The 26,556-nt window shown below is 67.6% G+C and carries 25 protein-coding genes; 18 read left to right on the top strand and 7 right to left on the bottom strand.

All coding sequences use genetic code 11. The annotated features are described in order from the left end of the window. The 5 genes from mrtX to MEBOL_RS01970 are packed head-to-tail and all read right to left on the bottom strand — an operon-like array spanning position 1 to position 5,963. Positions 1-723: a myxosortase MrtX gene (gene mrtX / locus MEBOL_RS01990; RefSeq protein WP_095975825.1), complete on the bottom strand. Its 723-nt coding sequence runs from the start codon at positions 721-723 to the stop codon at positions 1-3. Then, positions 720-1,313, bottom strand: coding sequence for an MXAN_2756 family trypsin-like serine endoprotease (locus MEBOL_RS01985; RefSeq protein ID WP_095975824.1), 594 nt, complete (start codon positions 1,311-1,313; stop codon positions 720-722). The genes mrtX and MEBOL_RS01985 overlap by 4 nt, the downstream gene beginning before the upstream one ends. Before the next feature lie 50 nt (positions 1,314-1,363). Beyond that, a complete protein-coding gene (locus tag MEBOL_RS01980; protein ID WP_095975823.1) occupies positions 1,364-3,235 on the bottom strand; it encodes an ABC transporter permease in 1,872 nt (623 codons plus the stop codon). Continuing rightward, on the bottom strand, positions 3,232-5,085 hold the full coding sequence (locus MEBOL_RS01975) for an ABC transporter permease (RefSeq protein WP_095975822.1): 1,854 nt from the start codon (positions 5,083-5,085) through the stop codon (positions 3,232-3,234). The genes MEBOL_RS01980 and MEBOL_RS01975 overlap by 4 nt, the downstream gene beginning before the upstream one ends. Further along, positions 5,082-5,963 carry an ABC transporter ATP-binding protein gene (locus MEBOL_RS01970; protein WP_157774713.1) on the bottom strand — a complete coding sequence of 294 codons (882 nt, stop codon included), beginning with the start codon at positions 5,961-5,963 and terminating at the stop codon, positions 5,082-5,084. Before MEBOL_RS01970 ends, MEBOL_RS01975 begins: the two co-directional genes overlap by 4 nt. Before the next feature lie 34 nt (positions 5,964-5,997). Here MEBOL_RS01970 and MEBOL_RS40885 point away from each other — a divergent pair, with 34 nt between their 5' ends. From MEBOL_RS40885 to MEBOL_RS01890, 16 genes are all read left to right on the top strand, one after another. Further along, entirely contained in the window at positions 5,998-6,627 is a 630-nt protein-coding gene (locus tag MEBOL_RS40885) for a hypothetical protein (protein ID WP_157774712.1), read from the top strand. Positions 6,628-6,637: 10 nt separating this feature from the next. Next, complete coding sequence (locus MEBOL_RS01960; protein WP_095975819.1) at positions 6,638-7,912, top strand: HTTM domain-containing protein; 1,275 nt, start codon at positions 6,638-6,640, stop codon at positions 7,910-7,912. Between the two features lie 16 nt (positions 7,913-7,928). Continuing rightward, complete coding sequence (locus tag MEBOL_RS01955) at positions 7,929-9,254, top strand: IS3 family transposase (protein WP_157774711.1); 1,326 nt, start codon at positions 7,929-7,931, stop codon at positions 9,252-9,254. Between the two features lie 286 nt (positions 9,255-9,540). Next, positions 9,541-10,593 (top strand): Gfo/Idh/MocA family protein, encoded by a 1,053-nt coding sequence (locus tag MEBOL_RS01950; RefSeq protein ID WP_095975817.1) that lies wholly within the window; start codon positions 9,541-9,543, stop codon positions 10,591-10,593. After that, a complete protein-coding gene (locus tag MEBOL_RS01945; protein WP_095975816.1) occupies positions 10,586-11,692 on the top strand; it encodes a DegT/DnrJ/EryC1/StrS family aminotransferase in 1,107 nt (368 codons plus the stop codon). Before MEBOL_RS01950 ends, MEBOL_RS01945 begins: the two co-directional genes overlap by 8 nt. Before the next feature lie 15 nt (positions 11,693-11,707). Next, positions 11,708-12,214, top strand: a complete 507-nt coding sequence (locus MEBOL_RS01940) for an NUDIX hydrolase (protein ID WP_095982521.1) — start codon at positions 11,708-11,710, stop codon at positions 12,212-12,214. Next, positions 12,211-13,317 carry a DegT/DnrJ/EryC1/StrS family aminotransferase gene (locus tag MEBOL_RS01935; RefSeq protein ID WP_095975815.1) on the top strand — a complete coding sequence of 369 codons (1,107 nt, stop codon included), beginning with the start codon at positions 12,211-12,213 and terminating at the stop codon, positions 13,315-13,317. Before MEBOL_RS01940 ends, MEBOL_RS01935 begins: the two co-directional genes overlap by 4 nt. Positions 13,318-13,351: 34 nt before the next feature. Next, positions 13,352-14,689, top strand: coding sequence for an NAD(P)/FAD-dependent oxidoreductase (locus MEBOL_RS01930; protein ID WP_218920865.1), 1,338 nt, complete (start codon positions 13,352-13,354; stop codon positions 14,687-14,689). Then, positions 14,682-15,386: an HAD family hydrolase gene (locus MEBOL_RS01925; RefSeq protein ID WP_095975813.1), complete on the top strand. Its 705-nt coding sequence runs from the start codon at positions 14,682-14,684 to the stop codon at positions 15,384-15,386. The genes MEBOL_RS01930 and MEBOL_RS01925 overlap by 8 nt, the downstream gene beginning before the upstream one ends. Further along, a complete protein-coding gene (locus tag MEBOL_RS01920; protein WP_095975812.1) occupies positions 15,373-16,497 on the top strand; it encodes a fatty acid desaturase family protein in 1,125 nt (374 codons plus the stop codon). Before MEBOL_RS01925 ends, MEBOL_RS01920 begins: the two co-directional genes overlap by 14 nt. Next, a complete protein-coding gene (gene mtnP / locus MEBOL_RS01915) occupies positions 16,497-17,402 on the top strand; it encodes an S-methyl-5'-thioadenosine phosphorylase (RefSeq protein WP_095975811.1) in 906 nt (301 codons plus the stop codon). Before MEBOL_RS01920 ends, mtnP begins: the two co-directional genes overlap by 1 nt. Position 17,403: 1 nt before the next feature. After that, positions 17,404-17,997 (top strand): GDP-mannose pyrophosphatase NudK, encoded by a 594-nt coding sequence (gene nudK / locus MEBOL_RS01910; RefSeq protein ID WP_095975810.1) that lies wholly within the window; start codon positions 17,404-17,406, stop codon positions 17,995-17,997. A 56-nt stretch (positions 17,998-18,053) separates the two neighbouring features. After that, on the top strand, positions 18,054-18,998 hold the full coding sequence (locus tag MEBOL_RS01905; protein WP_095975809.1) for an extracellular solute-binding protein: 945 nt from the start codon (positions 18,054-18,056) through the stop codon (positions 18,996-18,998). A gap of 9 nt (positions 18,999-19,007) precedes the next feature. After that, positions 19,008-20,267, top strand: a complete 1,260-nt coding sequence (locus MEBOL_RS01900) for an MFS transporter (RefSeq protein ID WP_157774710.1) — start codon at positions 19,008-19,010, stop codon at positions 20,265-20,267. 75 nt (positions 20,268-20,342) lie between these two features. Continuing rightward, positions 20,343-21,194 (top strand): D-hexose-6-phosphate mutarotase, encoded by an 852-nt coding sequence (locus tag MEBOL_RS01895; RefSeq protein WP_157774709.1) that lies wholly within the window; start codon positions 20,343-20,345, stop codon positions 21,192-21,194. Continuing rightward, positions 21,191-21,754: an adenine phosphoribosyltransferase gene (locus MEBOL_RS01890; protein WP_095975806.1), complete on the top strand. Its 564-nt coding sequence runs from the start codon at positions 21,191-21,193 to the stop codon at positions 21,752-21,754. The genes MEBOL_RS01895 and MEBOL_RS01890 overlap by 4 nt, the downstream gene beginning before the upstream one ends. 5 nt (positions 21,755-21,759) lie before the next feature. Here MEBOL_RS01890 and polX read toward each other — a convergent pair whose 3' ends face one another. Beyond that, on the bottom strand, positions 21,760-23,502 hold the full coding sequence (gene polX, locus MEBOL_RS01885) for a DNA polymerase/3'-5' exonuclease PolX (protein WP_095975805.1): 1,743 nt from the start codon (positions 23,500-23,502) through the stop codon (positions 21,760-21,762). A gap of 242 nt (positions 23,503-23,744) precedes the next feature. Between polX and MEBOL_RS01880 the strand changes: the two genes are divergently transcribed. Both MEBOL_RS01880 and MEBOL_RS01875 read left to right on the top strand, forming a co-directional pair. Further along, on the top strand, positions 23,745-24,062 hold the full coding sequence (locus tag MEBOL_RS01880) for a Rieske (2Fe-2S) protein (protein WP_095975804.1): 318 nt from the start codon (positions 23,745-23,747) through the stop codon (positions 24,060-24,062). 144 nt (positions 24,063-24,206) lie between these two features. Further along, a complete protein-coding gene (locus MEBOL_RS01875; protein ID WP_245919984.1) occupies positions 24,207-24,674 on the top strand; it encodes a MogA/MoaB family molybdenum cofactor biosynthesis protein in 468 nt (155 codons plus the stop codon). Here MEBOL_RS01875 and MEBOL_RS01870 read toward each other — a convergent pair. After that, entirely contained in the window at positions 24,671-26,422 is a 1,752-nt protein-coding gene (locus MEBOL_RS01870; RefSeq protein ID WP_095975802.1) for a tetratricopeptide repeat protein, read from the bottom strand. The two genes, MEBOL_RS01875 and MEBOL_RS01870, sit on opposite strands and share 4 nt — an antisense overlap. Positions 26,423-26,556 lie beyond the last annotated feature (134 nt).

Genomic DNA, 26,556 nt, shown 5'->3' with positions numbered 1-26,556 from the left:
TCACCCGCCGAAGAAGGACACCTCGAGGAAGCGCATGAAGAGGTTGGCGGCGGCGTGGAACAGGGCGGCGCCCACCACGCTGCCCGTGCGCTCGCGCATCCACCCGAAGAGCAGGGCGGGAAAGAAGACCGACAGCCGCCACACCTGGAAGATGGCCAGGTGGCCCAGCGCGAAGAGCACCGCCGTCAGCCAGAAGGCGGGCCCCAGCCGCGCGCCGAACACGCGCCGGCCCTGGGGCCAGGCGTCGCGCAGCCGCGCCTGCATGTAGCCGCGGTAGAAGAACTCCTCCGGCAGGGCCACGACGAAGAGCTGATCCACCACCCACTCGCCGAAGCGCGGGGGCAGCCGGGGGGTGAAGTGCGCCACGCCCCGGAAGGGCGCGAGCAGCCGCGCCAGCTCCCCGGGCAGCAGGGGGAGCACCTCCGTCCACAGCGCGAAGAGGCCGAAGAACAGGGGCAGCACCACCGCGCTCACGCCCAGGAAGTAGCGCAGATCCCGGCGCCAGGTCCGCAGGCCGAGCCCGTAGTCGCGGTAGTCCTCGCCCCTCCAGCGCATGGGGATGAGGGGCAGGTAGAGGAAGCCCACCGTGGCCACCAGCTTGGGGATGCCGGTGCCTCCGAAGAGCAGGAAGGACACGATGATGCCCAGGAAGCCGAGCCCCCACAGGCCCAGCACTTCCTGCACGGCGGTGGGCCGCCAGGGCGTGGCCACGGCGGCGCTCATGGCGAGGCCACACGAGGCGCGAGCCGCTGCTTCACCACTTCCAGGGGCAGCGCCCGGCAGCCGCGCCCGTGCCGCTGCACGGCCACCGCCACCAGCCGGCCGCGCGTGTCGAAGAGGGGGCTGCCCGGAGGGAGGATCAGGTCCACGTCGATGAAGGGAGCGGGGGCCCCTCGGGCCTGGGCCGACATGGGCGTCTGCTTGCGGCCCGGGCCCCGCACCACGCCGATGAGCCACTGGCCGACGGGACTTCCGGCCGCCACCTGGACTGGCACGGCGGGGTAGTTTCCCGCGGGCGCGGCCACGACGGCCACCTTCAAGGACGCATCCGCGAGCAGCACCGTGGCGGGCAACACCTGGCGCTCGTACTCCACGTGGGCGCCCTCCAGGTTCACATGGCCCACGGCGGTGAGCACCTGGCCCTCGGTGCCCACGATGATGCCCGGGCCCGTGCCGCGCGCTCCCTTCACCTTCACCACCGAGCGCTCGTGCAGCGCCAGGGTTCTCTGGAGATCGGCGCGGGTCGGGCGCTCCGTGGCGGCGGAGGCGGTGGCCCACAGGACGAGGACGAGCGGCAGGAAGGGGTGCGTCAAGACGGAGTGAGCCTAGCACCAACCCCGTTCCGTGCCAGACGCCGTCGGCGCTACTCCACCCGGATTCGCGTCCAGGGCTCGTAGAGCGTCAGTCCATCGGGAGACATCAGCCCGAGCTGGTACCAGAGCACTCCGGCCGACAGCGCCGAGGTGTCGCGCCAGTGGGGCTCCTCGATGGGGAACGGGCCTTCGTACTCGAGCGCATCGGCCGCCTCGTCCGTCCGGAATCGGCAGACCACGGACCAGCCCTCGGGAACCTCGCCGTCCAGGATCGCCCGGAGGCCCACCTGTCCGTCCTCCCGCTCCACCGCGCCGCGCGGGCGGGGCAGGGCGTCCAGCCACTCGCGGTGGTGCGCCACCAGGCCGTCCAACCGGGCGAAGAAGTCGTCGAACACCTGGGACAGATCGATGCCCGCGCTCTGGAACGCATCCTGCCAGGCCAGGGCGCCCTCCAGGTCTTCCGGCGCGTCCTTCCTCCCGAGTGCCGTGAGCACGCGCGCGGGCGCGCCCTCGCCGTGCCTCGCCACCAGGGCCTCGAAGAAGACGCGGCCCAGGGGGTACACGAGGTTCGCGTCCCGCTGCGCGGCGAGCGTGTCCGGCTCCAGCAACTCCTCGAGCTTCACCTCCCGGCGGGCCCGCACCGCGGCGGCGATCACCCGATCCTCCTTCTTCGCGTCGGGCGGTTGGAAGAAGCGGTACTCCACGTAACTGGCCAGTCCTTCGTTGAACATCCGGAGGGAGCCCAGCCGGGTCGCCCCCTCCGGACCCACGATGCGCTGGGCGAGCACGTGCGTCGTCTCATGCCCGAGCACCGCGCGGGCCTCCTCGGGGAGGGAGAGGTGGGCGAGTTGCATGCGCAGCGTGTTCCAGAACGCGGTGCCCGCCGTGTGCCGCTGGCTGCCTCCCAGGTCCGCCCGCACGGGCTCTCCCGCCTCCACGCCCATGAAGGCCCGAACGGTCTCGAAGACGGAGTCCGCTTGATCCAGCAGCGGCCCGGCGCGCTTGCTCAGGCTGGAGGGATAGGTGAACCGATAGTGCCGCGTGTCCGCCCGCGCGGGCGCCATCTCGGGGAAACTCACCTCGGGCGTTTCCGCTCCACCGTCCTCCGTCCCCGGGTCCCATCGCATCAGGAGCGCGATGAACAGGCCCACGGTGGTGAGGGTGACCAGCCCGCCCAGCCACGGGCCCTGGAGCCGCCGCTGGGCCGACGCGGCGAGCCGTTCCCCGACGCCGAGGAACTGCGCCAGCGCCAGCGCCAACAGCCCGCTGGCCAGGGCGAGCTGGAGGCCCAGGGCCTTCATGGGCCAGAGCCACTGCTCGCCCTCGAAGCGCGGAACCGCGAGGCGCAAGGGGTTGAGCACGGAGAGCCAGGGCCACCGATCCTCCAGCACCGACTGACCCAGCATCAGCAGGGCGAGCACCGTCCAGCTCAGCCGCCTCAAGGGCGCCAGGGCCAGGGACAGGGCGAGGATGGAGAGCGCCTGGGCCACGCGCAGAATGGAGACGCCTCCCAGTGCCCCCAGGTGCCATCCCGGATCGAGCGAGGGGTGGGCGAGCGCCTGTTCGAACAGGGTCCACCCGGTCATCCCGAGCGGGTACACCAGCACGGTGCCGAGCGCGACGAGCAGCTTCACCCAGAAGAGCGTCCAGCGAGAGGTGGGCAGGGCGTCCAGGAACTCCAGGGTGCGGTCATCCTGTTCGCGCACCAGCAGTCCATTGCCCAGGGCGAAGGCGAGGAGGAACGTCATGAGGGACAGATCCCCGTCGGCCTTGAAGCGGCTCATGAAGGTCGCCGCGTAGGGCGAGAATCCCAGGGGCTCGGTCCACAGGGTCGCGAGCACGTCGCACCCGAGGAAGAACAGCGCGAGCCAGCGGAAGGGCCGTTGGTCCCGCAGCTCCTTGGCCAACAAGGGGCGGATCATCGGACCTCCCCGCGCCGCGTGAGCAGACGCACGGGGCAGCGCAGCGCCGCGGATTCCACCTGCATCACGAAGAGCCACCGGTCTCCGCGAGAGAGGCCCAGGGGGAGCCGGGCTCCCTCGGGAGAGACCCGCGCGTCCTGCCGGGAGAACGCGTGCGGTTCCACCTCGTTCTCGAAGGGCTCCAGCTTGGCGTAGAGGAGCGCGTAGCGGGTGGGCGCGTCCGGACCTTTTCCTCCAGAGAGGCCGTGCTCCAGACGAAAGGTCTCCGGAGACTCCGCCACCAGGGAGAGGGTGGGGTGGAGCATGGCCAGCGACGCGAGCACCTCCGGGTGCGCCGCGCGGTCCGCCCGCAGCGCGTCACGCCAGAGCCGGCCCACCTCTTCCTCGGAGCTCTCTCCCAGTTCGCGCAGCAGCGAGTCCAGGCGCGGCTCCCGCCAGAGCCCCAGGAATCCCGTGCTGGGGGAGAACGCCAGGGTGCGCCGCATCAGGGATTGAAAGGCCGCGTCTCCGAGCCGATCTCTCAGCACCTGGATGCCCCGGGCCGCCACGACTCCCGCCACGCAAGGGCCCAGGCGCTCCCGGGTGCTCAACCACTCCCGCTCCTCGACGTCCTCCCGGGAGCCCACGGCGGCCCCCCGGGACAGCCGTCCCGGCTCGCTCCGGTTCACCCACCACGTGGTGAACCCATCCAGCAGCCACTGGCGCCGCTCCCGCTGGACGATGCCGTCGCTGAGTTCGATGAGCACCTCCCGGAAGAGGAAGGCCTCGAAGGCGTCCTCGTCGAAGTCCGGCGCCGCGAGATGGGCCCGGATGACGACTCCATCCTTCTTCTCCAGCTTCGCGCGCTGGAACACGTCCGCGTCGAGCCCGGTGTTGGGCATGACCGCGACCGCGGGCATCCGCTCCAGCGCGAGGTAGTCCCCGAACGTGCCCAGATTCCTCGCGAGCCGTTGTGCCAGGGCCCGGGCCCGCTCCGGGGGAAACCCCACCCCGGACGCCACCTGGAGCGTCGAACTCCCCACCGCTGCCCGCTCCGCCTCGTTGAGGACGAAGGGCTCGCGCTGTTTCTCCTCGGCCATCGCGGCGGCCATCGACAGCAGCCCGGTGAGGATGCTCGCGATGAAGACCTTCTCCCGGTGGCTCATCCGCTGGGACAGCAACTCCGTCAGGGTGCCATCCCGGAAGAGCACCAGCCCGAATCCCAGGAGCGTCATGGCCGAGCCGAGGGCCCAACAGATGCCAAGGGCCCGCCAGGGAACCCGGTGGCGCTCGAAGGCGAGATCGCGGCCGAGGAGCTGGAGGGGCGCGGCTCGCGTGATGTCGAACTGGCTCAGGTGGTCCGCCAGGAAGAGCGCGACGAGCAGCAGGAGCAAGAGCGGGAAGCGGTAGCGGCCCAGCAGTCCCGACAGGGCGAGCAGGCTCCAGCCCAGCATCACCACGGTGCCCGTGCGCAGCAGGAGCAGCAGGAGGAAGGACAGGGGAACGTCCTCGCTGTTCCGCGCCTGGTACGCGAGCACGCCCAGGTGCACGAGGAGCGGAAGCAGGAGCACGACGGCCCCGAACACGAGCTTGGTGGTGAGGATGCGCGCGCGGGAGAGGGGCAGGGACTCGAGGAAGAGCTGGGTGCGTTGACCGTACTCACCCACCACCAGCCGGTGGGCCACGAAGAACGCCCCCACGGTGGTGAGGGCGACGGTGGGCAGCCTGAGCCCCTCGAAGGGGCTGCCCCAGGAGAGGCGCGCCGACTGCCACCAGGACAAGAGGAACAACGCCGGGCCGAAGAGAACACCGAAGAGCAGCCACGCCCCCCGGTGCTCCCGCCACTCCTTGCGCACGAGCGCGCCGCTCATGACTCGTCCGATCTCCGCGCATAGGCGAGGAAGATGTTCTCGAGCGACAAGGGCTCCACGGTCTCCGGAGGAAAGGCTCCGGTGCTCCAGGCCTCCGGCTCGGCGAAGAGAACCCGGGCCATGCGCCCATCCTCCAGGCGCTCGCGCCGCACGAGCGTCCAGCCCGCGGGCAGGGGCGCCCCCATCGCCTCCTCCACCACCCGCCGGGTGGATTGGCGCAGCGTGTCGAGGCTCCCCTGGAAGCGCAGCCGCCCCTCGTGGAGGATGCCGATGCGGTGCGCCACCTCCTCCACCTCGCCGACGAGGTGCGAGGAGAAGAGCGCGGTCTGCCCCTCGCGCCGGACCTGGTCGCGGAGGATGTCGAGGAACTCGCGCCGCGCCACGGGATCCAACCCCGCCGTGGGCTCGTCGAGGATGAGCAGGGGCGGCCGGTGGGCCAGCGCGAGCGCCAGTCCCAGCTTCATGCGCGTGCCACCGGACAACTGCGCGGCCTTGCGCGTCTCCGGCACGTCCAGCACCCGGAGGAGCCGTTGGAACTCCGTGTCATCCCATTGGGCGAAGAAGCCGGAGACGAACCGTCCCAGCTCCCGTGCGGTCATCCACGGGTAGAAGACCTGCTCCTGCGACACGTAGCCGAGGTGCCGCTTCTGGGCGATCCCCACGCGGCGCACGCGCTCGCCCATCAGCTCGATTTCGCCCTGGTCCGCCCGGAGGATGCCCATCAGCATGCGCAGCGTGGTCGTCTTCCCCGCGCCATTGCGGCCCAGGAAGCCGTAGACCTCGCCACGCCGCAATTCGAGATCCACTCCATCCACGGCCTTGACCTGATGGAAGGCGCGGGTGAGCCCATGCGTGCGGAGGATGACGTCGGAAGACATGGCGCGGCAGTCTAATCTGATAGGCTTTTCCGCCATGAAAAGTCCGGTACGCCAGCTCCTTCCCGTGTGTCTCCTCCTGCTCGTCGCCACCTCGCGCTGTTCCTGCCTCACCGCGACGACCTCCACGGGAACCTGCGAGGGGCGCATGGGCGGCCTGGATGTCACCGGCACGCTCGATCCCGAGAGCGAACACCACACCCTGTGGCCCTCTGGCGCCAACCCGGAGCAGACGGCCCTGACCCTGAGCTGTTCCAAGGGGTTGCTCAAGGTGCGCGGCAAGATGCCCCGCATCTCCGTCTTCAAGGACTCCTTCTCGCTGCCCACGGACGCGGGCTCGCCGTGTCCTCCCTCGGGCGGTGATGGGGGCAGTCCGGACGCGGGCGCCTCGGATGGCGGCGACGCCGGCACCTGCACGCCCTCTGGAGAGACGGACTACAACACGGTCCGCGAGTGGGAGATCATCTCCTCCCAGATGGGCCCCGCGCTCGCCTCCGGCGCCATCGCCGCCGTCCTCAAGCTCGACCAGAGCATCGATGGCACCGTGACGATGGAGTTCGTCGACGGCTCGAAGGTGACGATCCGCTTCAACGCCTATCACGAGGACAGCCTGGACGAGGGCACGCCTCCGTCCTCGGGTGGGGGCTCGGACTCCGATTCCGACTGAGCCCGCCGTGATGTCCTGGCGCCAGCGGTTGTCCCAGCCGGTGGACGCGGCGTTCCTGATCGCACTGCGCGTGTTCCTGGGCGCGGTGCTCACGGTGGCCGTGGTCCGCTACTTCCTGCACGGGTGGATTGGCGCCTACTACGTCGCGCCCCAGGTGTATTTCCCCTTTCATGGTTTCGGGTGGCTGCGGCCACTGCCCGGATGGGGAATGTACGCGCTCTTCGCGCTGCTGGGCCTGCTCGCCCTGGGGCTGATGGTGGGGGCGTGGCCGAGGGCGTGCGCGGCGCTCTTCGGAGGGCTGTTCGCCTACGTGCAGCTCCTCGATCGCTCGCACTACCTCAACCATTACTACCTGGTGTGCATCCTGTGCGGGCTGCTGGCGCTGATGCCGCTGTCCGAGGGGGCCTCCCGGGGCACCGTGCCCGCCTGGACGTTGTACACCCTGCGCGCCCAGTTCCTCGGGGTGTACCTGTTCTCGGGGCTCGCCAAGTGGCAGCCGGATTGGCTCGTGCGCCATCAGCCCATGCACATGTGGCTGTCCACGAGCGAGGGGGCTCGCCGCCTCGCGCCCCTGTTCTCCATCGACACCCTGGCGGCGTTGAGCAGCTGGGGCGGCGCCGCCATCGTGTCGTTCGCCCCGCCGCTGCTGCTGCTCAAGCCCGTCCGGCCGTATGCCTATGCGGCGCTCGTGGCCTTCCATGTGCTGTCGGGCGCGCTGCTGCCCCTGGGCATCTTTCCCTGGCTCATGGTGCTGGCGCTGCTCGTCTTCTTCGAGCCGGGATGGCCCCGGCGCTGGTGGCGCGGAATCACCCCGGGGACTCCTTCCCCGGTGGCCTCGCCGGTCCCCCGGTGGATCCTCGCCGTGCTGGGCGTGCACTTCCTCGTGCAAGGGCTCCTGCCGCTGCGCCACTGGCTGTATCCAGGCGATGTGCTGTGGAACGAGGAGGGCTTTCGCTTCAGCTGGCACTTGAAGATCCGCGAGAAGCACGGACGCGTCCGCTTCTTCGCCACGGATCCCCGCACGGGCGCGCGGTGGGAACTGCGTCCCGAGGGTCTGCTCACCGACAAGCAGGCGGGCCGGATGCTGACCCAGCCAGACCTCGTCCTCGCTTTCGCGCACGTGCTCGCCGAGCGCACGGGCATTCCCGGCGTCGAGGTGCGCGCGGACGTCCAGGTGTCCCTCAACGGGCGACCCTGGAGTCCCCTCATCGATCCCCAGGTGAACCTCGCCGCCGAGCGGGATGGTTTCGCACCCAAACCGTGGATTCTCCCAAAGCCGGACTAAATGGAGGCTCATGCGAATGCGTGAGCCGTACCCAAAGCCATCCGAGCGCGCGAACACCCGGGCCGCTCCCTCCTTCCGGCGTGCCCGGCCTCGTGGTGTGGCGGCGACAACCGGCCAGGTGAAGGAGCTCGGCAGGGAGCTGAGCCGCAAGGAACAGGCGCTCGCGGAGGCGCGGGCGCTGGTGACGCTGTCGAAGAACGCGAAAGGACTCGTGCTGGGAGGCCGGGGGCGGCTCCATGCTCCGGACGTCCGGCGTCAGGTGTGCCGGCTCGTGGCGCAGGCCATGGCGGATGGCGCGCGGTTGTCTTCGGCGTGCCGGTTGCTGGGCATCTCGGGGCGGAGCGTGCAACGGTGGCGCAAACACGAGCGCGCCCAGGATGGACGGCTCCAGGCGCGCCGCCGCCCCGCCAACCGGCTCAGCGACCAGGAGCGCGGGCTCGTGTTGGACTTGCTCCACGCGCCGGGCTTCCAGGGGCTTTCTCCCAGGCAGATCGTTCCGAGGCTCGCGGATCAGGGCGTCTATCTGGCCTCGGAGTCCACCATGTACCGCTTGCTCCGGTCGCACAAACGCGCGGAGTGCGCCAAGGACCTCCGCACCCGCGCCCGGCGGGGACTCGAGCGGCGCGTGTGGGCGCCCAACCAGGTCTGGAGCTGGGACATCACCTACCTGAATGGCCCGCTCCGAGGCTCCTTCCTCTATCTCTACATGATGATGGATGTCTTCAGCCGCCGCATCATGGGGTGGAAGATCCATCGCGAGGAGCGCGCCGAGCACGCCGCCCGCTTCGTGCGCGCGGTGTGCGAGGAGAACGGCATCAATCCGGCGGGGCTGGTGTTGCACTCCGACAATGGGCGGCCCATGAAGGGTACCACGATGCTGGGCACCCTGCGGCAATTGGGCATCATGCCCTCGTTCAGCCGTCCCCAGGTCAGCAACGACAATCCCCATGCCGAGGCGCTGTTCAGCCTCATGAAGAGACACAAGGACTATCCCGCCTCGGCCTTCTCTTCCCTGGAGAGCGCGTGTGCCTGGATGGCCCGGTTCACCTCCTGGTACAACGACGAACATCGCCACGGAAGCCTGTGTTTCGTCTCTCCCAATGACAGGTATTTCGGGCGCGATGACTCGGTGCTCGCGAGGCGGCGCCGGGTCTACGAGGAGGCCCGGCGTCAAGCGCCCGTCCGCTGGTCCTCGGGGCCGAGGCGTTGGTCTCCTCCGGTTCCGGTCCATATGACGGTCTGGCCCTCCGTGGGCCCCCATGCGCTTCAGGAAGAGTATATAATTCCAGCCACTCCGCTCCTCGCGAACGCGCAATCCCACCACGGAGGGATTCTTGTTTGAGTGGATACCGGGCAGAGGGGCTTTTGCCTGATAAGCGACAAGTTCCTTGACACAAACCGTCTCGTGGCAGGCGGTTGGGTCTCGTATGGAGATCCACGGCCCGCCGCGAAAGCACGTCCCCGGGTGGCAGCATTGTTGTCGCTTGGTGAGGCCCCCCTCCAGCAACCCGGGAGGTAGGGTGATTCAGCCGCCAGGCCATCAATGCAGTCCAGGGTGGTAACGGCTATCCGCACGTGTTCCAGAGCCGTTCGCCTGCGTCGAACCCGCGGAGAAACGAGGAACGTCTTTGATACGCGTTGGATTGGTTGGCATCGGGGCCCAGACGAAGGAAAACATCCTTCCCTCGCTGTTGCAGATCCCCGATATTCAGATAGTCGCCGCTTGCGATATGTCTCTCGAGCGCGCGGAAGAGGTGAAGAGCTACGTGCGTGACGTCCAGGTGTTCAAGGACGTCGCGACGATGATCGACTGCATGGGTCCGGACGCGCTGGTGCTGGCCTGTCCTCCCCAGGCGCATCGGGATATCTCCCTGTTGGCGATCGAGCGCGGCATCCATGTCTTCGTGGAGAAGCCGCCGTGCTTCACGCTCCATGAGCTCAAGGACATGATCGACGCGGCGGCGCGCAAGCGGGTGGTGACCGCGGTGGGCCTCAACTTCCGCTTCGCCCGCCCGATCCAGCACCTGCGCAAGATCGCGTCGAGCGAGAAGTTCGGCCAGCCCGTGCACGTGCAGATCAACCACTACGCGGGCAAGCCGCGCGCGCCCATGTGGGGTCTCACCTCCACCCTTCGCTCGTTCCTGCTCGCGCAGACGATCCACTCGATCGATCTGACGACGGCGTTCGGCAAGGACCACGTGACCGATGTCCGCTCCAACGTCCAGCACGGCTCCGACGCCATGCTCGCGCGGATCGACATCTCGTTCTCGTCCGGGCGCTCCGCGTCCATCCTGACGGGCAGCATGTTCCCCTACTTCGAGTTCGACATGAAGGTGGTCAGCGACAAGTCGAACATGATCACCTTGGACAATCTGTGGAACATCACGCTCCACGATGCCGAGATCGCCTCGCAGGTGGTGGGCGGAGACAAGCGCTGGCGCAATGCCTGGCAGCCGGGTCCGCTGGACTCGGGTTATGTCCGCAGCGGCTACTTCGGTGAGCTGACGGGCTTCTTCAACGCGATCCGCTCCGGCACCCGCTTCGAGGCGGATTTCGAGAGCATGATTCCCACCTTCCAGGTGATCGAGCAGGTGTGCGCGACGGAAATCCAGCCCGGTATCGTGGCGCCTCCGGCCCTGCGTGTCATGGGTGAGCAGCAGAGGAGCGTGGCCCGTGGCTGAGACATCCGCGCAGACCAAGCGAGTCATTTCCGACAAGTACCGCGCGAGCCACGAGGACGATCAGTCCACCCTGGCCGCCGCCCTGGACCGGGGTTTGTCCGGGACGTCCGACACGGTCTCCGATTACGAGGCGGCCCTCCGTGGCTACTTCTCGCACCGCAACGCCATCGCCATCTCGTCCGGCGGCGCCGCCATCACGGTGGCGCTGGTGGCCGCGGGCGTGAAGGCGGGCGACGAGGTGGTGTTGACGCCGACCTGCCCGCTCTGCACCGTCTACCCGGTGATGGACATGGGCGCCAAGCCGGTGTTCGTGGACACCCGTCCGGATGGCTTCGGTGTGGACCTCGCGGACCTGGAACGGGTGGTGACCAAGAAGACCCGGGCCATCATTGAAATCCCCATGTGGGGCATGCCGACCCAGGTGGATGAGCTCCAGAAGGCCGCGCGCAAGGCGGGCATTCCGCTCATCCTCGACCTCGCCCACTCGCACGGCTCCACGCTGCATGGACGCTCGCTCTCCGCGTACGGAGACCTGTCCTGCTACAGCACCCACGAGCGCAAGCCGCTGGCCACCGGCGAGGGCGGGTTCATCCTCACGGACAACGATGACCTGGCCAAGCGCTGCCGGGATTACAGCCGGTTCGGCAATCTCAACGGCCGCGACTTCGGCTTGAACTTCAAGCTGGGCGCGCTCGCCGCCGCGCTCGGTACCAACCGGATCAAGTACCTGGATCGGCAACTGGAGGCGCGCCGTAAGAACGCGGAGCGGTTCCTGTCCCAGCTCAAGCACCCGTCCGTGCGCGAGTTCACCCGGATCGAGGGCGGGAAGCACAACTACTACTTCCTCACCCTGCGCACGAGCTTCGCCAACAACCGCCGCTTCATCGACTACCTGGACGATCACGGCGTTCCGTCGGACATCAAGCGCTATGGCTGCCGCTGCCTGTACGACTTCCCGGCGGTGGAGCAGTACCGCCGGCCGTGCCCCAATGGCGAGCGGTTGTTGAACAGCATGACCACCATTCCCGTCCACCCGGCGCTGTCGGGTGACGATATGGACTACATGGTAGGCCTCATCAACGCCTACCGAGAGGGGTAGGTTGGCGTGAACACCATGGATCCTCGTTTGCCCAAGCAGTGGACCGCGTCTGGTTTCGTTCTCCATCCGGATCGCAAGGTGCTTTTGATCCACCACCGGAAGCTCGGTGTCTGGCTGTACCCGGGTGGTCATATCGAAAGCACGGAGTCTCCAGATGATGCCGTGCTTCGTGAGATCAGCGAGGAAACGGGGATACAGGCGAGGATCCTGGGTGTTCTCGACACGCCCCTGGCCGACGCCGAGGCCGATGTGCATGTGCTGCACACGCCCTACCGGGTGCTGTGCGAGCGCATCAACGATCCCAAGGGGCACCACTACCACATCGATTTGATCTACCTGTGCGTGGCCCTGGAGACGAACCTCACCGCGAACAGCGAGGTCCACGCGGCCCGCTTCTTCGGACAGGACGAGATCGCGGAGCTGAAGCTGTTCCCCAACTTCCGCGTGCTGTTGGGACGGGTGTTCGAGGACGAGGAAGTCTGGCGGGCCGTGGCCAGGCTGACCCGGCAGGAGGCGGCATGAGCGCGCCAGGAGTCGTGTCCGCTCGCCGCCAGATCGACGATGCCTTCCGGCACCGTCACCCCGACGACGAGTTGTACTTGCGGCGGGCCCTGGAGACGGGGCTGACCGGAACCGCGCCGATCGTGGAGCAGTACGAGCGGAAGATCTCGGAGCGCTATGGGATCAACCACGTGCTGGCGGTGTCCTCCGGCTCGGCCGCGGTCGCGGTCGCCCTGGAGGGCATCGACTGGGAGGTGGGTGATGAGATCATCGTTCCACCGAGCTGCCCCATCTGCACGGTCCTGCCCATCATGGCGCGAGGGCTCAAGCCCGTCTTCTGCGATGTGCGCCCGCACAACTTCGGGCTCGATCCGGAGGATCTGGCGCGGGTCGTGTCGCCACGGACTCGAGGCATCATCGAGGTCCCCATGTGGGGATACCCGTCGAGGGCGGATGAGCTGTGGTCCATCGCTCGCGCCCTGGAACTCTCGTTGATTCTCGACCTGGCCCACTGCCACGTGACGCGTCTGAACGGCAAATGGCTGGCGGAGTTCGGCGACATCGCCTGTTTCAGTACCCATGAGGGAAAATTCATGTCCACCGGGGAGGGCGGCTTCGTGATGACGAACGATGCCACCCGGGACGCGAGGATGCGGGCGTACACGCGCTTCGGAAACCTCGATGGCAAGAAGGTGGGTCTCAACTACAAGCTCGGTGGGTTGCAGGCGGCCGTGGGGATCGCCCGGCTGGATGCGATCGACTGGCACCTGGAGGTCCGCGCGCGCAATCGCCAGTACCTCCTCGAGCGGATCAACAACCCGCTCGTCCGTGAGTTGCCCATCGTGGAGGGGGGCGTCATCAACGGTTACGCGCTCCTCATGCAGGTGGTGCGGGGAGACGGCCGGCGTTTCGTCGAGCACCTGGACGCACACGGGGTCCCCTCGGACGTCAAGAAGTACGACAACCAGCCCTTGTACAACTACCCCCTCCTGGCGGACCGCCAGCGCGACTGTAGGAACGCCAGGGAGTTGCTGCGCTCGCTGACAACGATTCCCCTGCACCCGCAACTTTCGACCGAGGACCTCCAGCACATCGTCGCGACGGTGAACGCCTATGTCGGATAATGCTAATGATAGATCTAAAGGCAGACACGCGGTCGTGCTCGGCGGCAGTATCGGCGGTTGTCTGGCCGCCGAAGTGCTATCGTCGGAGTTCGATCGGGTCACCCTCATCGAAAAGGGCGACTTCTCCGATGACGTGAGTGACCGGCGCGGGGTTCCGCAGGAAAAACACGTCCACCTGCTGCTGCTGCGCGGCAAGCAGGTCATGGAGGAGATCTTCCCGGGCCTCCTGAAGGAGATGGAACAGGCCGGTGCCGACATCGCGGACCAGGGGCATGACGTCAAGTGCTTCCACTATGGCCAATGGAAGAACCGGTTCCGGACCGGAGTGAGCGCGCACTATTGCAGCCGGAGCCTGCTCGACAACATCGTCCGGCGGCGCATCCGGGCCAACCCCCGGATCACCGTCCTCTCCAAGACCCGGGCGATGGGCCTCCTGTTCCACGCGGAGGGCGCGCCCTGTGTTCGCGGCGTGCTGCTGGACGAGTCCGTTCCGGACCGGGAGTTGGCGGCGGACCTCGTGGTCGACGTGAGCGGGCGAGGCTCGCGCATGGCCGAGTGGCTGGCGAAGGAGGGGCTGGGCGAGGTGAAGAAGACCCTCGTGGAGACCAAGCTCGGCTATGCCTCGCGCGTGTACCGTCGGCGGCCCGAGTTCGCCGACCGCTGGAAGGTGCTGCTCGTCCTGCCCAAGCCCCCGCTCAACCGGGCCATGGGCGTGATCAGCCCCATCGAGGGCGATCGCTGGCTGGTCACCACGGGCGGGTGGTTCGGTGAGTTCCCCAAGCCGGAGCCGGAGGAGTTTCTCCGGTTCCTGGGGACGCTGCCGGTCCCGGATATCCAGGAGATCATCCGGGATGCGGAGCCCCTCTCGGACGTGGCGGGCTTCGGGATTCCGGGCAGCTTGAGGCGCCACTACGAGGACGTGCCGGTGTGGCCCAATGGGCTCCTGGTCATGGGTGATGCGTTGTGCAGCATGAACCCGCTGTACAGCCAGGGCATGACGCTTTGTTCGTTGGAGGCGGACGTGCTGAGGAAGCAAATCCCCCTCTGGAAGCGGGGTGGGGTGGGCACCAACACCATCCAGTCCCTGCTGGTCAATGTCATCGAGCCCGCCTGGAACATGGCCGTGTCGGAGGACATGCGGTTCCCGGAGACGCAGGGGCATCGCTCCCTCGGGTTGCGGTTCCATCATTGGTATGGCTCGGGGCTCTGTGAGCTGGCCGCCTCGCATCGGCTGACGCTTCAGACCCAGGTGGGGGTCACCAACCTGGTGGTCCCGCCGAGCCAACTCTTCCGGCCCGAGATCGCGGCCCGGGTCGTCTTCAACAAGCTGCGCCCACGTTTTGGCAGGACGGTGAGCCATCCCCATGCGTAAGGTCTGGAGTCAAATCCAACATGTCGTCTGGGACTGGAACGGGACACTGCTCGATGATGTGGACCTCGCCGTCAACGGGGTCAATCATGTGTGCGCCCGTTTCGGTCTCCCCGCCGTCACGCGGGATGTCTACCGTGCCCGCTTCCAGTTTCCGATCTCCGAGTTCTATTCCTCGCTCGGGTTCGACCTGACGCGGATTCCCTTCGGGGACATCATTCGCGAGTACCTGTCCGTCTTCGACGCGCGGGTGCGGCACTGCCCGCTGAACGATGGCGCGATGGAACTGCTGGAGTGCTTGCGCCAGAACGGCATCGCGTCCTCCATCCTGTCCGCTTCCTACCAACCCACCCTGGTGCAGACCCTCGAGGCGAAGGGGCTCGGCGGGTACTTCACCCATGTGTGTGGGCTGGGAGACGAGAAGGCGACGAGCAAGCTCGTGGAGGGACGCCTCCTTCACGAGAAGCTGGGGCTGCCAGGCGAGCGGATCGTCTATCTGGGAGACACCACCCACGACGCGGAGATCGCCACGGCCCTGGGGTGGAACAGTTGCATCCTGTCCTGCGGGCATCAGGACGATGGCCGCCTGGGTGCCTGTGCTTCCCCACGGGTGTCTGGAATCCCTGCGCTGTTCGAGGACCTGCCGTGGCCTCTCGTCGAGGCCGTGTCCGACCGCCGAGGTATTCATGCTTCCCGCTGAGTCGTTGCCCACGCTGATCTCCGCGCTGCTGTGCTCGACCCTGTTGTTCCGCGCGGCCGTGTTTGTCTATTACTCGGACCCGGCTCGGGTCCTGCGCATCTCCCGGCTCCGCCCTCGTCTGGAGGGTAAGCGGGACCAACTGTACAAGCCGCTGGACGAGTGGTTCGCGCCGCTCCCCTTCGTGTGGACGTGGCTCGACATCTTCATCGGGGTGCTGCTCGCGCGGCTGATCGATCATCCCCTGGCCTGGTTCGCGTTGACCTTCTGGGTGGGAGGCCGCTTTCGCGCCCTCCAGGAGTTCGGGCACAACGCGGTGCACTACGCCCTGTGCCGCGCGCGCGGCTGGCAGTGGTGGCTCTCCGATGTGTTCTACCAGTTCCCGGCGTTCAAGCGGGACATGCACAGCCGGCAGATCACCCATACCCAGGAGCATCACCGCCACCCGAACCACGAGAAGCTCGATCCCAACCGCGCGCGCGTCCGCGATGGAGGCATGCGCAGTGGGTTGACCCAGGCGCAATTCCTCCTCCGGTTGTTCTACCCGCTGTCGCCCGCGGGAATGATGGTCAGCATCAAGACGATGGTGCGCAACAGCCTGCTCAACCATCGCCGGATCACCGCGGTGGCCCGGGTGGTGACGCTGGGGACGCTCTCCGCGCTGCTTTATGTCGCGGCGGGTTGGGAGGCGATCGCCTGGGGCTGGCTCGTCCCCTTGGTGACCACCTACTCCCTGTTCGCCTGGGTGTCGCTCCTGACGGAGCATCGTTGGTTCAAGACACCGAGCTGGTCCGAGGATCGCCTGACGCGGGAGTTCCTGGCGGGGCGCCCCACGGACTACCGGGGCTTCTCGGGTTGGCTGGTGCGCGTGTTCCTCTGCCCGAGCTCGGATGCCTACCACCTCGCCCATTCGCTCTATCCGGGAGTCCGTTGGAACTACCTGCCGGCGATCGATCGGGCCCTGAAGGTGGACGAGCCCCGCTACACGGAACACGCGAGTGAAGGCCTGTTGTTCTCGCGCGACGGCATCCCGTCCGCGCTTTCCGAGCTGCGAGACCGCCTGGTCTCGGAGACCCAGCTCGAATCCACTCTCTACATTCAAGAGGAACGGTGATGGACAAGAGCGTGAAGGTCCCTCGTATCGGCATCATTGGCGGGAGCGGGTTGAGCAAGCTGCTCTCCCTGTCCGACGTGCGGCGGGTGAAGGTGGAGACACCTTTTGGAGATCCCTCGGACGAGCTCATCCTGGGCGCGCTCGGCAAGGCCCAGGTCGCGTTCCTCCAGCGCCATGGCCCTGGCCACCAGATTCCCCCGGCGCAGATCAACGTGCGCGCCAACATCGCGGCGTTGAAGCACGTGGGTTGTACGCAGGTGCTCTCGCTCAGCGCGGTTGGAAGTTTGCGGGAAGACTGTCCGCCTGGGTCCTTCGTGCTGGTGGATCAATTCATCGATCGGACGATTCAGCGGGAGAAGACCTACTTCGGGCGGGGACTCGTCGGGCATGTGCCGTTTGGAGATCCGGTCTGCAAGCGGATGCGGACGGCGCTGGCGGAGGTGGCCACGAAGCTGAAGCTGACCCATGTCAATGGGGGCACCTACGTCGTGATGGAGGGGCCGCAATTTTCCACGCGGGCCGAGTCCAATCTTTACAGGAGCTGGGGCGGGACGGTGATTGGAATGACCGCCATGCCCGAGGCCAAGCTGGCGCGTGAAGCGGAACTTTGCTACGCGATGGTCGCCATGCCCACGGATTATGACTGTTGGTACGACAGTCATGAGGCCGTGACGGCCAGCCTGGTCAGCGAGCGGATGGAGCGGATCGCGGTGCAGGCCAACGCGCTCGTGGAGCAGGTGTGCGCCGTGCTGTCGGCGCATCAGGAGTCTTGCCCCTGTGGTTGTGATCGCGCGCTCGACACGGCCATCATGACTCATCCTTCCTCCCGGAATCCGGAGATGATGGTACGCTTGGGCTTTGTCGTGCCCCGCATCATCCAATCCCCGGGTGGAGGCCCCAAATAGAATGAGTGGCGAGACCATGCGAGACCGCATCCGCATCCATGAGGTCAAGGTGTTGTCGGATGATTGGTATGTCTTGAAAAAGACAACCTTCGACTTCCAGCGCAAGGACGGCTCGTGGCAGAAGGTGAGCCGGGAAACCTACGATCGTGGCAATGGCGCGACCATTCTGCTCTACAACCGGCAGAAGAAGACCGTCATCCTCACGAGGCAGTTCCGGTTTCCCGCGTTCGTCAATGGCCACCCTGGGATGTTGATCGAGGCCTGCGCGGGTCTGCTGGACACCGATGACGCGGAGACGTGCATCAAGCGCGAGACCGAGGAGGAAACGGGCTTCCTGGTCAGCAATGTCAAGAAGGCGTTCGAGGCCTTCATGAGCCCCGGCTCGGTCACGGAGATCCTCCACTTCTTCGTGGGGGAGTACACGGATCGGGACAAGACAGGGGAGGGCGGCGGCCTGGAGTCGGATGGCGAGGACATCGAGGTCCTCGAACTGCCGCTCGAGCAGGCGCTGCGGATGATCTCGACGGGCGAGATCATGGACGGTAAGACCATCATGTTGTTGCAACACGCCAAGCTGGCGGGGTTGCTGGACTGAGAGCGGTCCCGGGGGATGCCCGTCTGGCCCGGGTCTGCTTTCGTCAGGACTTCTTCATGACAGACGTTTCGCAAAAGCAGACCGTGGTGGCGTATAGCGCCATGGAAGAGTACGAGCTGGCCGAGTATGCCCAGGGCATCGAGGCGGCGAATCCGGATCTCCGGATCCGCATCGAGCGGATGTCCACCGCCGCCTTGTTCGATCGGTTGCTCGCCGAGGGGCCAGACGGGAAATGGGACCTCATCCTGGGCTGGGCGCTGACGACCATGTTGGCCCCCGAGCTGCGGGGCTGGTTCGCGCCCCTGACCTCGGAAAGGGTGCGGAGCCTGCCGGAGTCGGCGCGGGATCCCGAGTCGCGCTGGTTCTGTCCTTCCGCCTTCGTTCCCGCTTTCTGCGTCAATGAGACGCGTCTGGCGCGGCGAGGCCTCCCGGTGCCGACGCGCTGGGAAGAGCTGGCGGACGCGCGCTACCGGGGAGAGTTGGTGGTGCCGGACCCGACCTACTCCGGGGCGGGTTTCCTCCACCTGACCGCCCTGCTGCAGATGGCGGGTGAGGCCAAGACGTGGGAGATCATGCGCGGGGTGTCCGCGAACCGGCCGCTCATCGAGCGCTCCGCGTTCGCGCCCTGCCTCGCCGTCGCGGGGGACGAAGCCTCGATTGGTGTGACCGTGTCGATCGCCGCGGAGCGGACGGCGAGGATGGGCCTGCCTGTCAAGATGGTGATTCCGGCCGACGCCGCGGGCTCGGAGCCCGAGGGGTTCGCGATGCGTGCCGGCTCTGTCCGGAAGGACGCGGCGTCCAGGGCCCTGGAGTGGATGCTGACGCCCGAGGCTTGCGCCATCTACCGGAAATATCACAAGGTCGTGTTGGTCGGCTCGGCGGACGCCCCGCCCAGGGAGCAGGGGCTCCCCATTCAACCCATCAATGCCGCCCAGGCGGCTGCTTCACGGGCGTCCGCGTGCGAGAACTGGCGTCGCGTCTTCACGCCAGCCGCCGTTTGAGGAATGCCCATGAATGCGTCTCCCGCTCCCAGCGAGGCCGTGAGTCAGGTGAGTCTGTTCCGCCAGCACAACGTGCAGGTGGTGTTTCTCGGCCGTTTGTCGGTGCTCATGGCGGACGTCATCCAGGACGTCGCCTTGATCTGGATCGTGTGGGAGTTGACGCACTCGTCGACCGCCACCGCGTTCGCGAGCATGTCGAGCCGCACGCCGCTCTGGCTGTTCAGCCTGCCCGCGGGCGCCCATGCGGACTCCGTTCCGCCCCGGCGTACGATCATCCTCACCAACCTCATCTGCGGCGCGCTCGCGCTGATGGTGGCGGGCCTGTCGAACCTGGGCTGGGTGAATGTGCCGCTGTTGTGCCTGTTCGCCTTCGCCATCTCCACGTGCCGGACCTTCGAGGCACCGAGCTTCTATTCGCTCGTGCGGGGCCTGGCACAAGAGGGGGCGGACACCCAGCAGCTCAACGGCATCGCGGACACGGCCAAGCGCACCGCCCGCCTCACCGCGCCGCTGCTCGCCAACGCGCTGCGCAGCGTGACGTCGGTCTTCAATCTCTATGCGTTGATTGGTTTGTTCTACGCGGGCATGGCCTACGCGGGGCGCCGGCTCGAGGTCCGTGACTTCCGCAGTGAGCGCAAGCAGCGCAAGGGCCTGGTCGCCGATCTCAAGGAAGCGATGGTCGTGGTCCGCCAGCAGCCCGCGTTGCAGTACATCATCGTGGCGGAGATCCTCTTCAATCTCGCCTATGGCGCCTGCTACTACGTCCTCCTGCCGCGTCTGACCCTGGACACCACGGGGGGCGGCACCGCCGGTCATGCCTCCGCGGTCACGGCGTATGGCGTCGGCGGCCTGCTGGCGGGCTTCTTCTCCACGCGCCTGAAGATGGGACAGCACGCGCTGAACTACGCGACGGTCGCCTGGATTGGGATCGGAGCCTCCTTCGGGCTGATGTACTTCGCCACGACCCTGCCGGTGGTCATCCTGCTCACGGCGCTGGCGGGTGCGTCGATGGCCATCCAGAACATCGCGTTGTGGAGCGCCATCCATGTCGCGTGTCCACCCGAGCACTCGGGGCGGGTGTACTCGATCTGGCGCCTGGGCGCGGACATGGCGCTCACCGTGAGCACGCTGGCGGCGGGGGTCATCGCCGACGCCTTCGGTCCTTCCGTCCCGATTGGTGTCATCGGTTTGTATGTCTTCTTCGCGATCCTGATCGCCCGCCGGTTCACGGTGGGGCGGGCCGGCAAGTTGTCTCCCTCTCTGTCTTGATTGGACGTTCGCCGAGGTCCCTCCCTGGGTGGCATTGACCGCCCGGGCATGGGTCTGTCTGGAGAACGTAGACCCATGCATTCGAATGTCGATTCCTTGTCCTCGGTGACGGCCCCTGATGGAGCTCGGATCCGGTTCTCCGCTCGGGGCGGGCAGATCTGCTCCTGGGTGACCCCGGATGGTATCGAGCGGTTGTATTCGAGCCCCTTGGCGGACCTGCGCGCCACCTCCGCGATCCGGGGCGGAATTCCCGTCATCTTCCCCCAGTTCGCGCACGAAGGGCCCTTGCCGAAACATGGGTTCGCCCGGTCGAGTCCCTGGCGGGTGTCGAGCAGCGCGATCCTCTCCTGTGGCAGTGGTTCCGTCGAATTGCGTCTGTCGGATGATCCGTATACCCGGAGCATCTGGCCCCATTCCTTCGAACTCGTGCTGCGCGCGCGCTTCAAGGGCTCGGAGCTGACGACGTCCCTCGCCGTCATCAACACGGGGGACCACCCGTTCGACTTCACGTGTGCCCTTCACACCTATCTGGCCGCCAACGCGCCCCAGGCCGTCATCCGGGGCTTGCAGGGGATTCGTTATCTGGACTCCGCGGACCAGCGCAGGAGGGATATCCAGCGGGAGGAACTGCTCCGGATCGACCGGGAGGTGGACCGGTTCTTCTTTGGTGTGACCACGCCCGTCGAGCTCCGGGGAGACACGCTGCCGATCCAGGTGCGGCAGGAGTCATTCCCCGACGTGGTCGTCTGGAATCCCTGGAAGGAGCTCTCCAGAAGGCTTGCCGACCTCCCCGATGAAGGGTACAGACATTTCGTTTGTATTGAGTCAGCCGCCGTGGAGCGCCCTGTCTGTCTTTCGCCCGGGGACGAGTGGTTGGCATCCCAGCACCTGAGTGTCTTGTCCTCTCCCCTTGGAGCCCTCCCATGATCCAGACGTCCTCTTCGTTCGCCGCCTCGCAGGACTCCTCGCTTCGCGAGGAGGTGGGGGCCCGTCTCCGGGACATCCCGGACTTTCCCAAGCCGGGCATCCGCTTCAAGGACATGACGCCCGTCCTGGCGGATCCGCGCCTGTTGAGCCGGGTGGTGGATGCGATGGCGGCGCCCTTCCAGGGGCAGCGCATCTCCCGGGTGGTGGGGGTGGAGGCGCGTGGCTTCCTGTTGGGCGCGCCCATCGCCCTGAAGCTGCACGCGGGCCTGGTTCCCGCACGCAAGCCGGGGAAGCTGCCCTGGCGCACGCGCACCGAGCGCTATTCCCTGGAGTACGGCGAGGACGCTCTGCAGGTACACGAGGACGCCGTGGGTCCGGGCGACCGGGTGCTCATCGTGGATGATCTGCTGGCCACGGGCGGCACGGCCGATGCCGCCGCGCGGCTCGTGACCCAGCTGGGGGGCGAGGTGGTGGGCTTCAGCTTCCTCATCTCGCTCGACTTCCTGCCGGGGCGTGAGCGGCTGGGGCGAGACAAGGTCTGCGCCCTGCTCTCCTACTGAGCCCGTCAGCCCGCGCGCTGTTCGCGCAGCGCGGAGATGAACCGCTCGGCGGGCAAGGTGTTGAGGACGTCGCTCCGGCGGGCCCAGCCCCGGCGGGCGGTGGCCACGGCGAAGGCCAGGTTCTCCAGGTCCGAGGCCCGGTGCGCGTCGCAGCTCACCACCAGCTTCACGCCCCGCTGAGTGGCCATGCGCACGTGCTCCGTCTTGAGGTCCAGGCGCTCCGGCTTGCCGTTGACCTCGACGACCACGCCGCGCTCGGCGGCCTTGTCGAGCACCGCCTCCATGCGCAAGGGGTAGGGGTCGCGGCTCTGGATGAGGCGCCCGGTGGGGTGTCCGAGGATGTGCAGGTGCGGGTTGTCGAAGGCCTGGAGCAGCCGGCGCGTCATCTGGTCCTCGTCCATGCCGTGGCGCACGTGGATGGAGCCAATGACCACTTCCAACTGTTCGAGCACGCTGTCGGAGTAGTCGAGCGCGCCGCTCTCCAGGATGTCCACTTCGATGCCCTTGAGCAGCCGCAGGCCCTTCACGGTGTCGTTGACGCGGTCGATCTCATCCCACTGCCGGCGCAGGTCGTCTTCCTTGAGACCCCCGGCGTAGATGGCCGCCTCGCTGTGCTCGGTGACGGTGAGGAACTTGAGCCCCAGGGCCTGGGCCGCGCGCGCCATCTCCTCGAGGGAGTTCCTTCCATCCGACCACGTGCTGTGGGCGTGCACGGCGCCCTGGATGTCCTCCCATGCCACCAGGTCCTCGGGCAGCTTGCCCGCGAGCGCCGCTTCGATCTCCCCGGTGTCCTCGCGCAGCTCGGGGGGGATGTACTGCATGTCCAGCAGCCGATAGAGCGCGGCCTCGTCGGGCACGGGCAGCTTGGTGCCATCGGCGCGGTGGACGCCCCATTCGGAGATCTTCAAGCCGCGATCCTGCGCGAGCCCCCGCAGGCGCAGGTGGTGGGCGCGCGAGCCGGTGAAGTGGTGCAGCGCGGTGGCGAAGTCCTCGTCTGGCAGCACCCGCAGGTCCACCTGGAGGTCCTTGTCATGCAGCCGCACCGAGCACTTGCTCTCTCCCCGGCCGATGACGTGGGCCACCTCGGGGGCGCGGCAGAAGGCGTCGAACACCGCGCCGGGCTCGGCCGCCGAGGCGATGAGGTCCACGTCCCCCACGGTCTCCGCTCGCCGGCGCAGGCTCCCTCCGACGCTCGCGCGCACCACGCCGGGCGTGTTCTTCACGGAGGTGAGCAGCCGCTCGGCCACGGGCATCACGTCCCCGAGCAGCCGCCGGGGCGTGGTGGAGCGCCGGTACAGCTCGATGCCCGCCAGCAGGTTGGCCTCGCTCTTCTCGCCGAAGCCCGCCACGTGGCGCACGCGGCCCTCGCGGCAGGCCTTCTCCAGCGCGTCGACGCTGTCCACGCCCAGCTCCCGGGCGAGCAGCACGGCCTTCTTCGGCCCCAGCTCCGGCACCCGGACGAGCTCCAGGACGCCCGCGGGCAATTCGGCGCGCAGGGTCTCATAGGCGGAGAGGCGGCCCGTGGACATCAGCTCGGCCACCTTGTCGGAGATGGCCTGACCGATTCCCGGCAGTTCCTTGAGGCGATCCTCGCGCAGCAGGGTCCCGAGGTCCTCGGAGAGCCCCGAGATGCGGTCGGCGGCGATGTCGTAGGCGCGGCTGCGGAAGGGATTCTCCCCCTTCATCTGGAGGAAGAGGGAGATGTCCCGGAGAATCTGGACCACGGTGGCTTTGTCTGGCGGCTTCACAGGGGAAAGGTAATGCCCTCGGAACGGGGGTGCAGGCGAGCGGAAACGTGTGGCGCTCCGTGTTCGTCCCCGGGGGCACCGGTGTGGTGTGTGGATGACACAGGGACCGACATGGCGCGGGCTTCTCGGGCGAGCGGGCGGGCAAATCCCCGGGTTCCGCCCAAGACTTCCCCCGCCCCCACGGCAACGGGGTACAAGGGTCGCCGGGCAGTGATTTCTGACAGCCACGAGAGACGGAACCGATGAAGATCAAGCTCGGACCGGCGGACTTCGCCGAAAAGGAGATGCGCGGCTACGAGGTGGGCAAGCGCAGCCTGTGCATCGCCCGCATCAATGGGCGCTACAAGGGATTGGATGACTCGTGCAACCACGCCGGGTGTCTGCTGTCCGGCGGCCGCATCGAGGACAACCTGGTCATCTGCCCCTGCCACGAGGTGGGCTTCGACATGGACACGGGCAAGAACGAGACCTCGCCGGGGGTGTGCGACGACCAGCCCACGATGGCGATCTCGGTCGAGGACGGCGAGCTGACGGTCGAGCTGTCCGAGCAGGATCTGTAGGAGGACGGCATGGCACACGAAGGACACGACCACCGCCACGGGCCTCACCACCACCACCACCATGATCATGACCACGGGCACGATCATGACCACGACCACGGACACGAGTCGCACGCGGCGGCGGAGCACAAGGCCCATGCGCCGGTGCACGTGAGCGCGTTCGTGGTGACGTGCTCGGATAGCCGCGATGCGTCACGAGACGAGAGTGGCCGGACGTTGCGCGAGTTGCTGGAGGCCGAGGGGCACTCGGTGAGCGGCTACAAGGTCATCCCCGACGAGCCCGAGGCCATCCGCGCGACCCTCGACGAGGCGCGAGAGGTGGGCGCCCGGGCGGTCCTCTTCACCGGAGGCACGGGGATTGGCCGCCGTGACAGCACGGTGGAGACGCTGCGGAGCCTCTTCGAGAAGGAGCTGCCCGGCTTCGGCGAGCTGTTCCGGATGCTGTCGTACCAGGAGATTGGCAGCCCCGCGATGATGTCCCGCGCCACGGCGGGCACCTGGCGGGGGATGATCCTCTTCGCGCTGCCGGGCTCTCCCCAGGCGGTGCGCCTGGGGCTGCACAAGCTCATCCTCCCCGAGCTGGGGCACGCGGTGCGTGAGCTGACGCGTTAGGGCCGGGCCTCGTCCTGGGGCCGCTCCGAGTTCCGCTTTCGATCCCGCGCGATGCGCTCCAGCAGGCGGCGCGCGGGTGTGAAATCGGGCTTCGCGGCCAGCGCCTCCTGGAGTTGCCGCTCGGCTTCGTTGACGCGGCCCTGGAGCCACAGCACCTGTCCGAGGCTGGTACGGACCTCGGGCAGGCGCGGCTCCAGCCGGGCCGCCGTCTCACAGGCCTCGAGCGCGCCCGGCAACTGCTTCAGGTTCTTGAGCACCAGGCACAGGTTGAGCCAGGCGCCAGCGTCCTCGGGCGCGAGCCGGACCGCCTCGCGCAGGACCGTTTCCGCCTCGGGCAGCCGTCCCGTCTGGGCGTAGGCCAGCCCCAGGTTGTTGCGCACGTCGGGGCTGCTCATCCGGGCGAGTTCCAGGTGCGGAATGGCCTCGGCGATCCGGCCCCGCTTGAGCAGGGCGACGCCCAACCCCGCCTGCACGGAGGTCTCCTGGGGAGACTTGCTCGCGGTGTCGCTCCACAGGGTGAGGTCGTCGTACCAGACCCGGTTGCGCAGGGCGGTGGCCACGCCCCCGGCCACCACCACCAGGGCCAGTCCTCCGAGCAGCCACGGCCTTGTCGAGGGCCACCGGCGCTCCAGCGCCTCCAGCCCCCAACCCACCAGGAGCACGAAGCCCACCGAGGGCAGATAGAGGTAGCGCTCGGCGAAGGCGTTGGTGCCGAGCACGGGGATGTAGAGCTGCGGCAACATCGCGAGCAGGCACCAGCTCAGGGCCACGAACGCCGTGGGCGCATGCCGCCAGAGGAGGAGCGCCGCGAGCACGATCCCCGCGAGCGCGGCCACTCCCGCGATCAACTGGGGATCCGCGGGCGAGTCGATGGGCGTGAAGACATGGACGGCGTTGAACTCGAGGGGCAGCACGAGTCCGCCGAGGTACTGGGCCAGCAGGGGCAGGGTGTTGAGGATCAACCCCCACGTCCCGAGGCTCATGTGATGGAGCGTCCGGTGTGCCCCCGACAGCGCGGGCAGGCGGAGCGCCGCGTAGAGGGCGAGGGCCACGAGCAGGGGCGCATAGCGGCCCACCCATTGACGCGGACTCCAGGCCCGGCCGCCGGTCATGAAGTCGTACACGACCATCATGGCGGGCAGCAGCACCGCGGGTTCCTTGAAGAGCAGGGCGAGGAAGAGCGCGACGCCCGCGAGGACGCAGCGAGCGGTCCATCCAGGCCCGGACGTCATCATCCACCACGCCGCGCCCAGCACCCCCACGGCCATGGCCACGTCGTTCACGGAACTCACCCAGGCCACGGCCTCGGTGTGGATGGGGTGGACGGCGAAGAGCAGCCCCGCGGCGAGCGCGGCGAGCGGACCCGCCTGGCGCCGTGCGCAGAAGAGCAACCCCACCTGGTAGACGAGCCCGGAGACGATCACGTGCCCCACGAGCATCAGCAGGTGGTAGCCCCAGGGCTTTAGCCCGAAGAGGGCGCGGCACAGCAGGAAGGTGACGTGGACGAGGGGCCGGTAGTAGTTGCGGCTCAGGCCCAGCTCCGGGGTGATGGCCCACAGGTCCGAACCGAAGATGTCGCCCAGGTGCTGGAAGTCCCGGATCCAGGGGTTGGATTCGATGAGCAGCACGTCCACCCAGGCGAACTGATTGCCGAGGGTGTTGGCGTAGGCGAGGGCGGCGCAGGCACAGACCAGTGCGAGCTGGAGGCGGCGTGAACCGGCCACGGCGGGAGGGGTCGGCGAGGACACCGAGGCACCGTAACATGGGCCTCGTTCCCTCGCCCTCCTGGCCGCTTGGGGGTGAGGTGACCTCCGAGGGATGAGACTTCGGCGGTAGCATGTTATCCGTTGTCACCTCTTCTCGACCATGGCTCCGCGAAAAC

This window comes from Melittangium boletus DSM 14713, from assembly GCF_002305855.1.
GTDB classification, from domain to species: Bacteria; Myxococcota; Myxococcia; order Myxococcales; family Myxococcaceae; genus Cystobacter; species Cystobacter boletus.
This window is presented reverse-complemented; position numbering and strand designations above follow the sequence as displayed.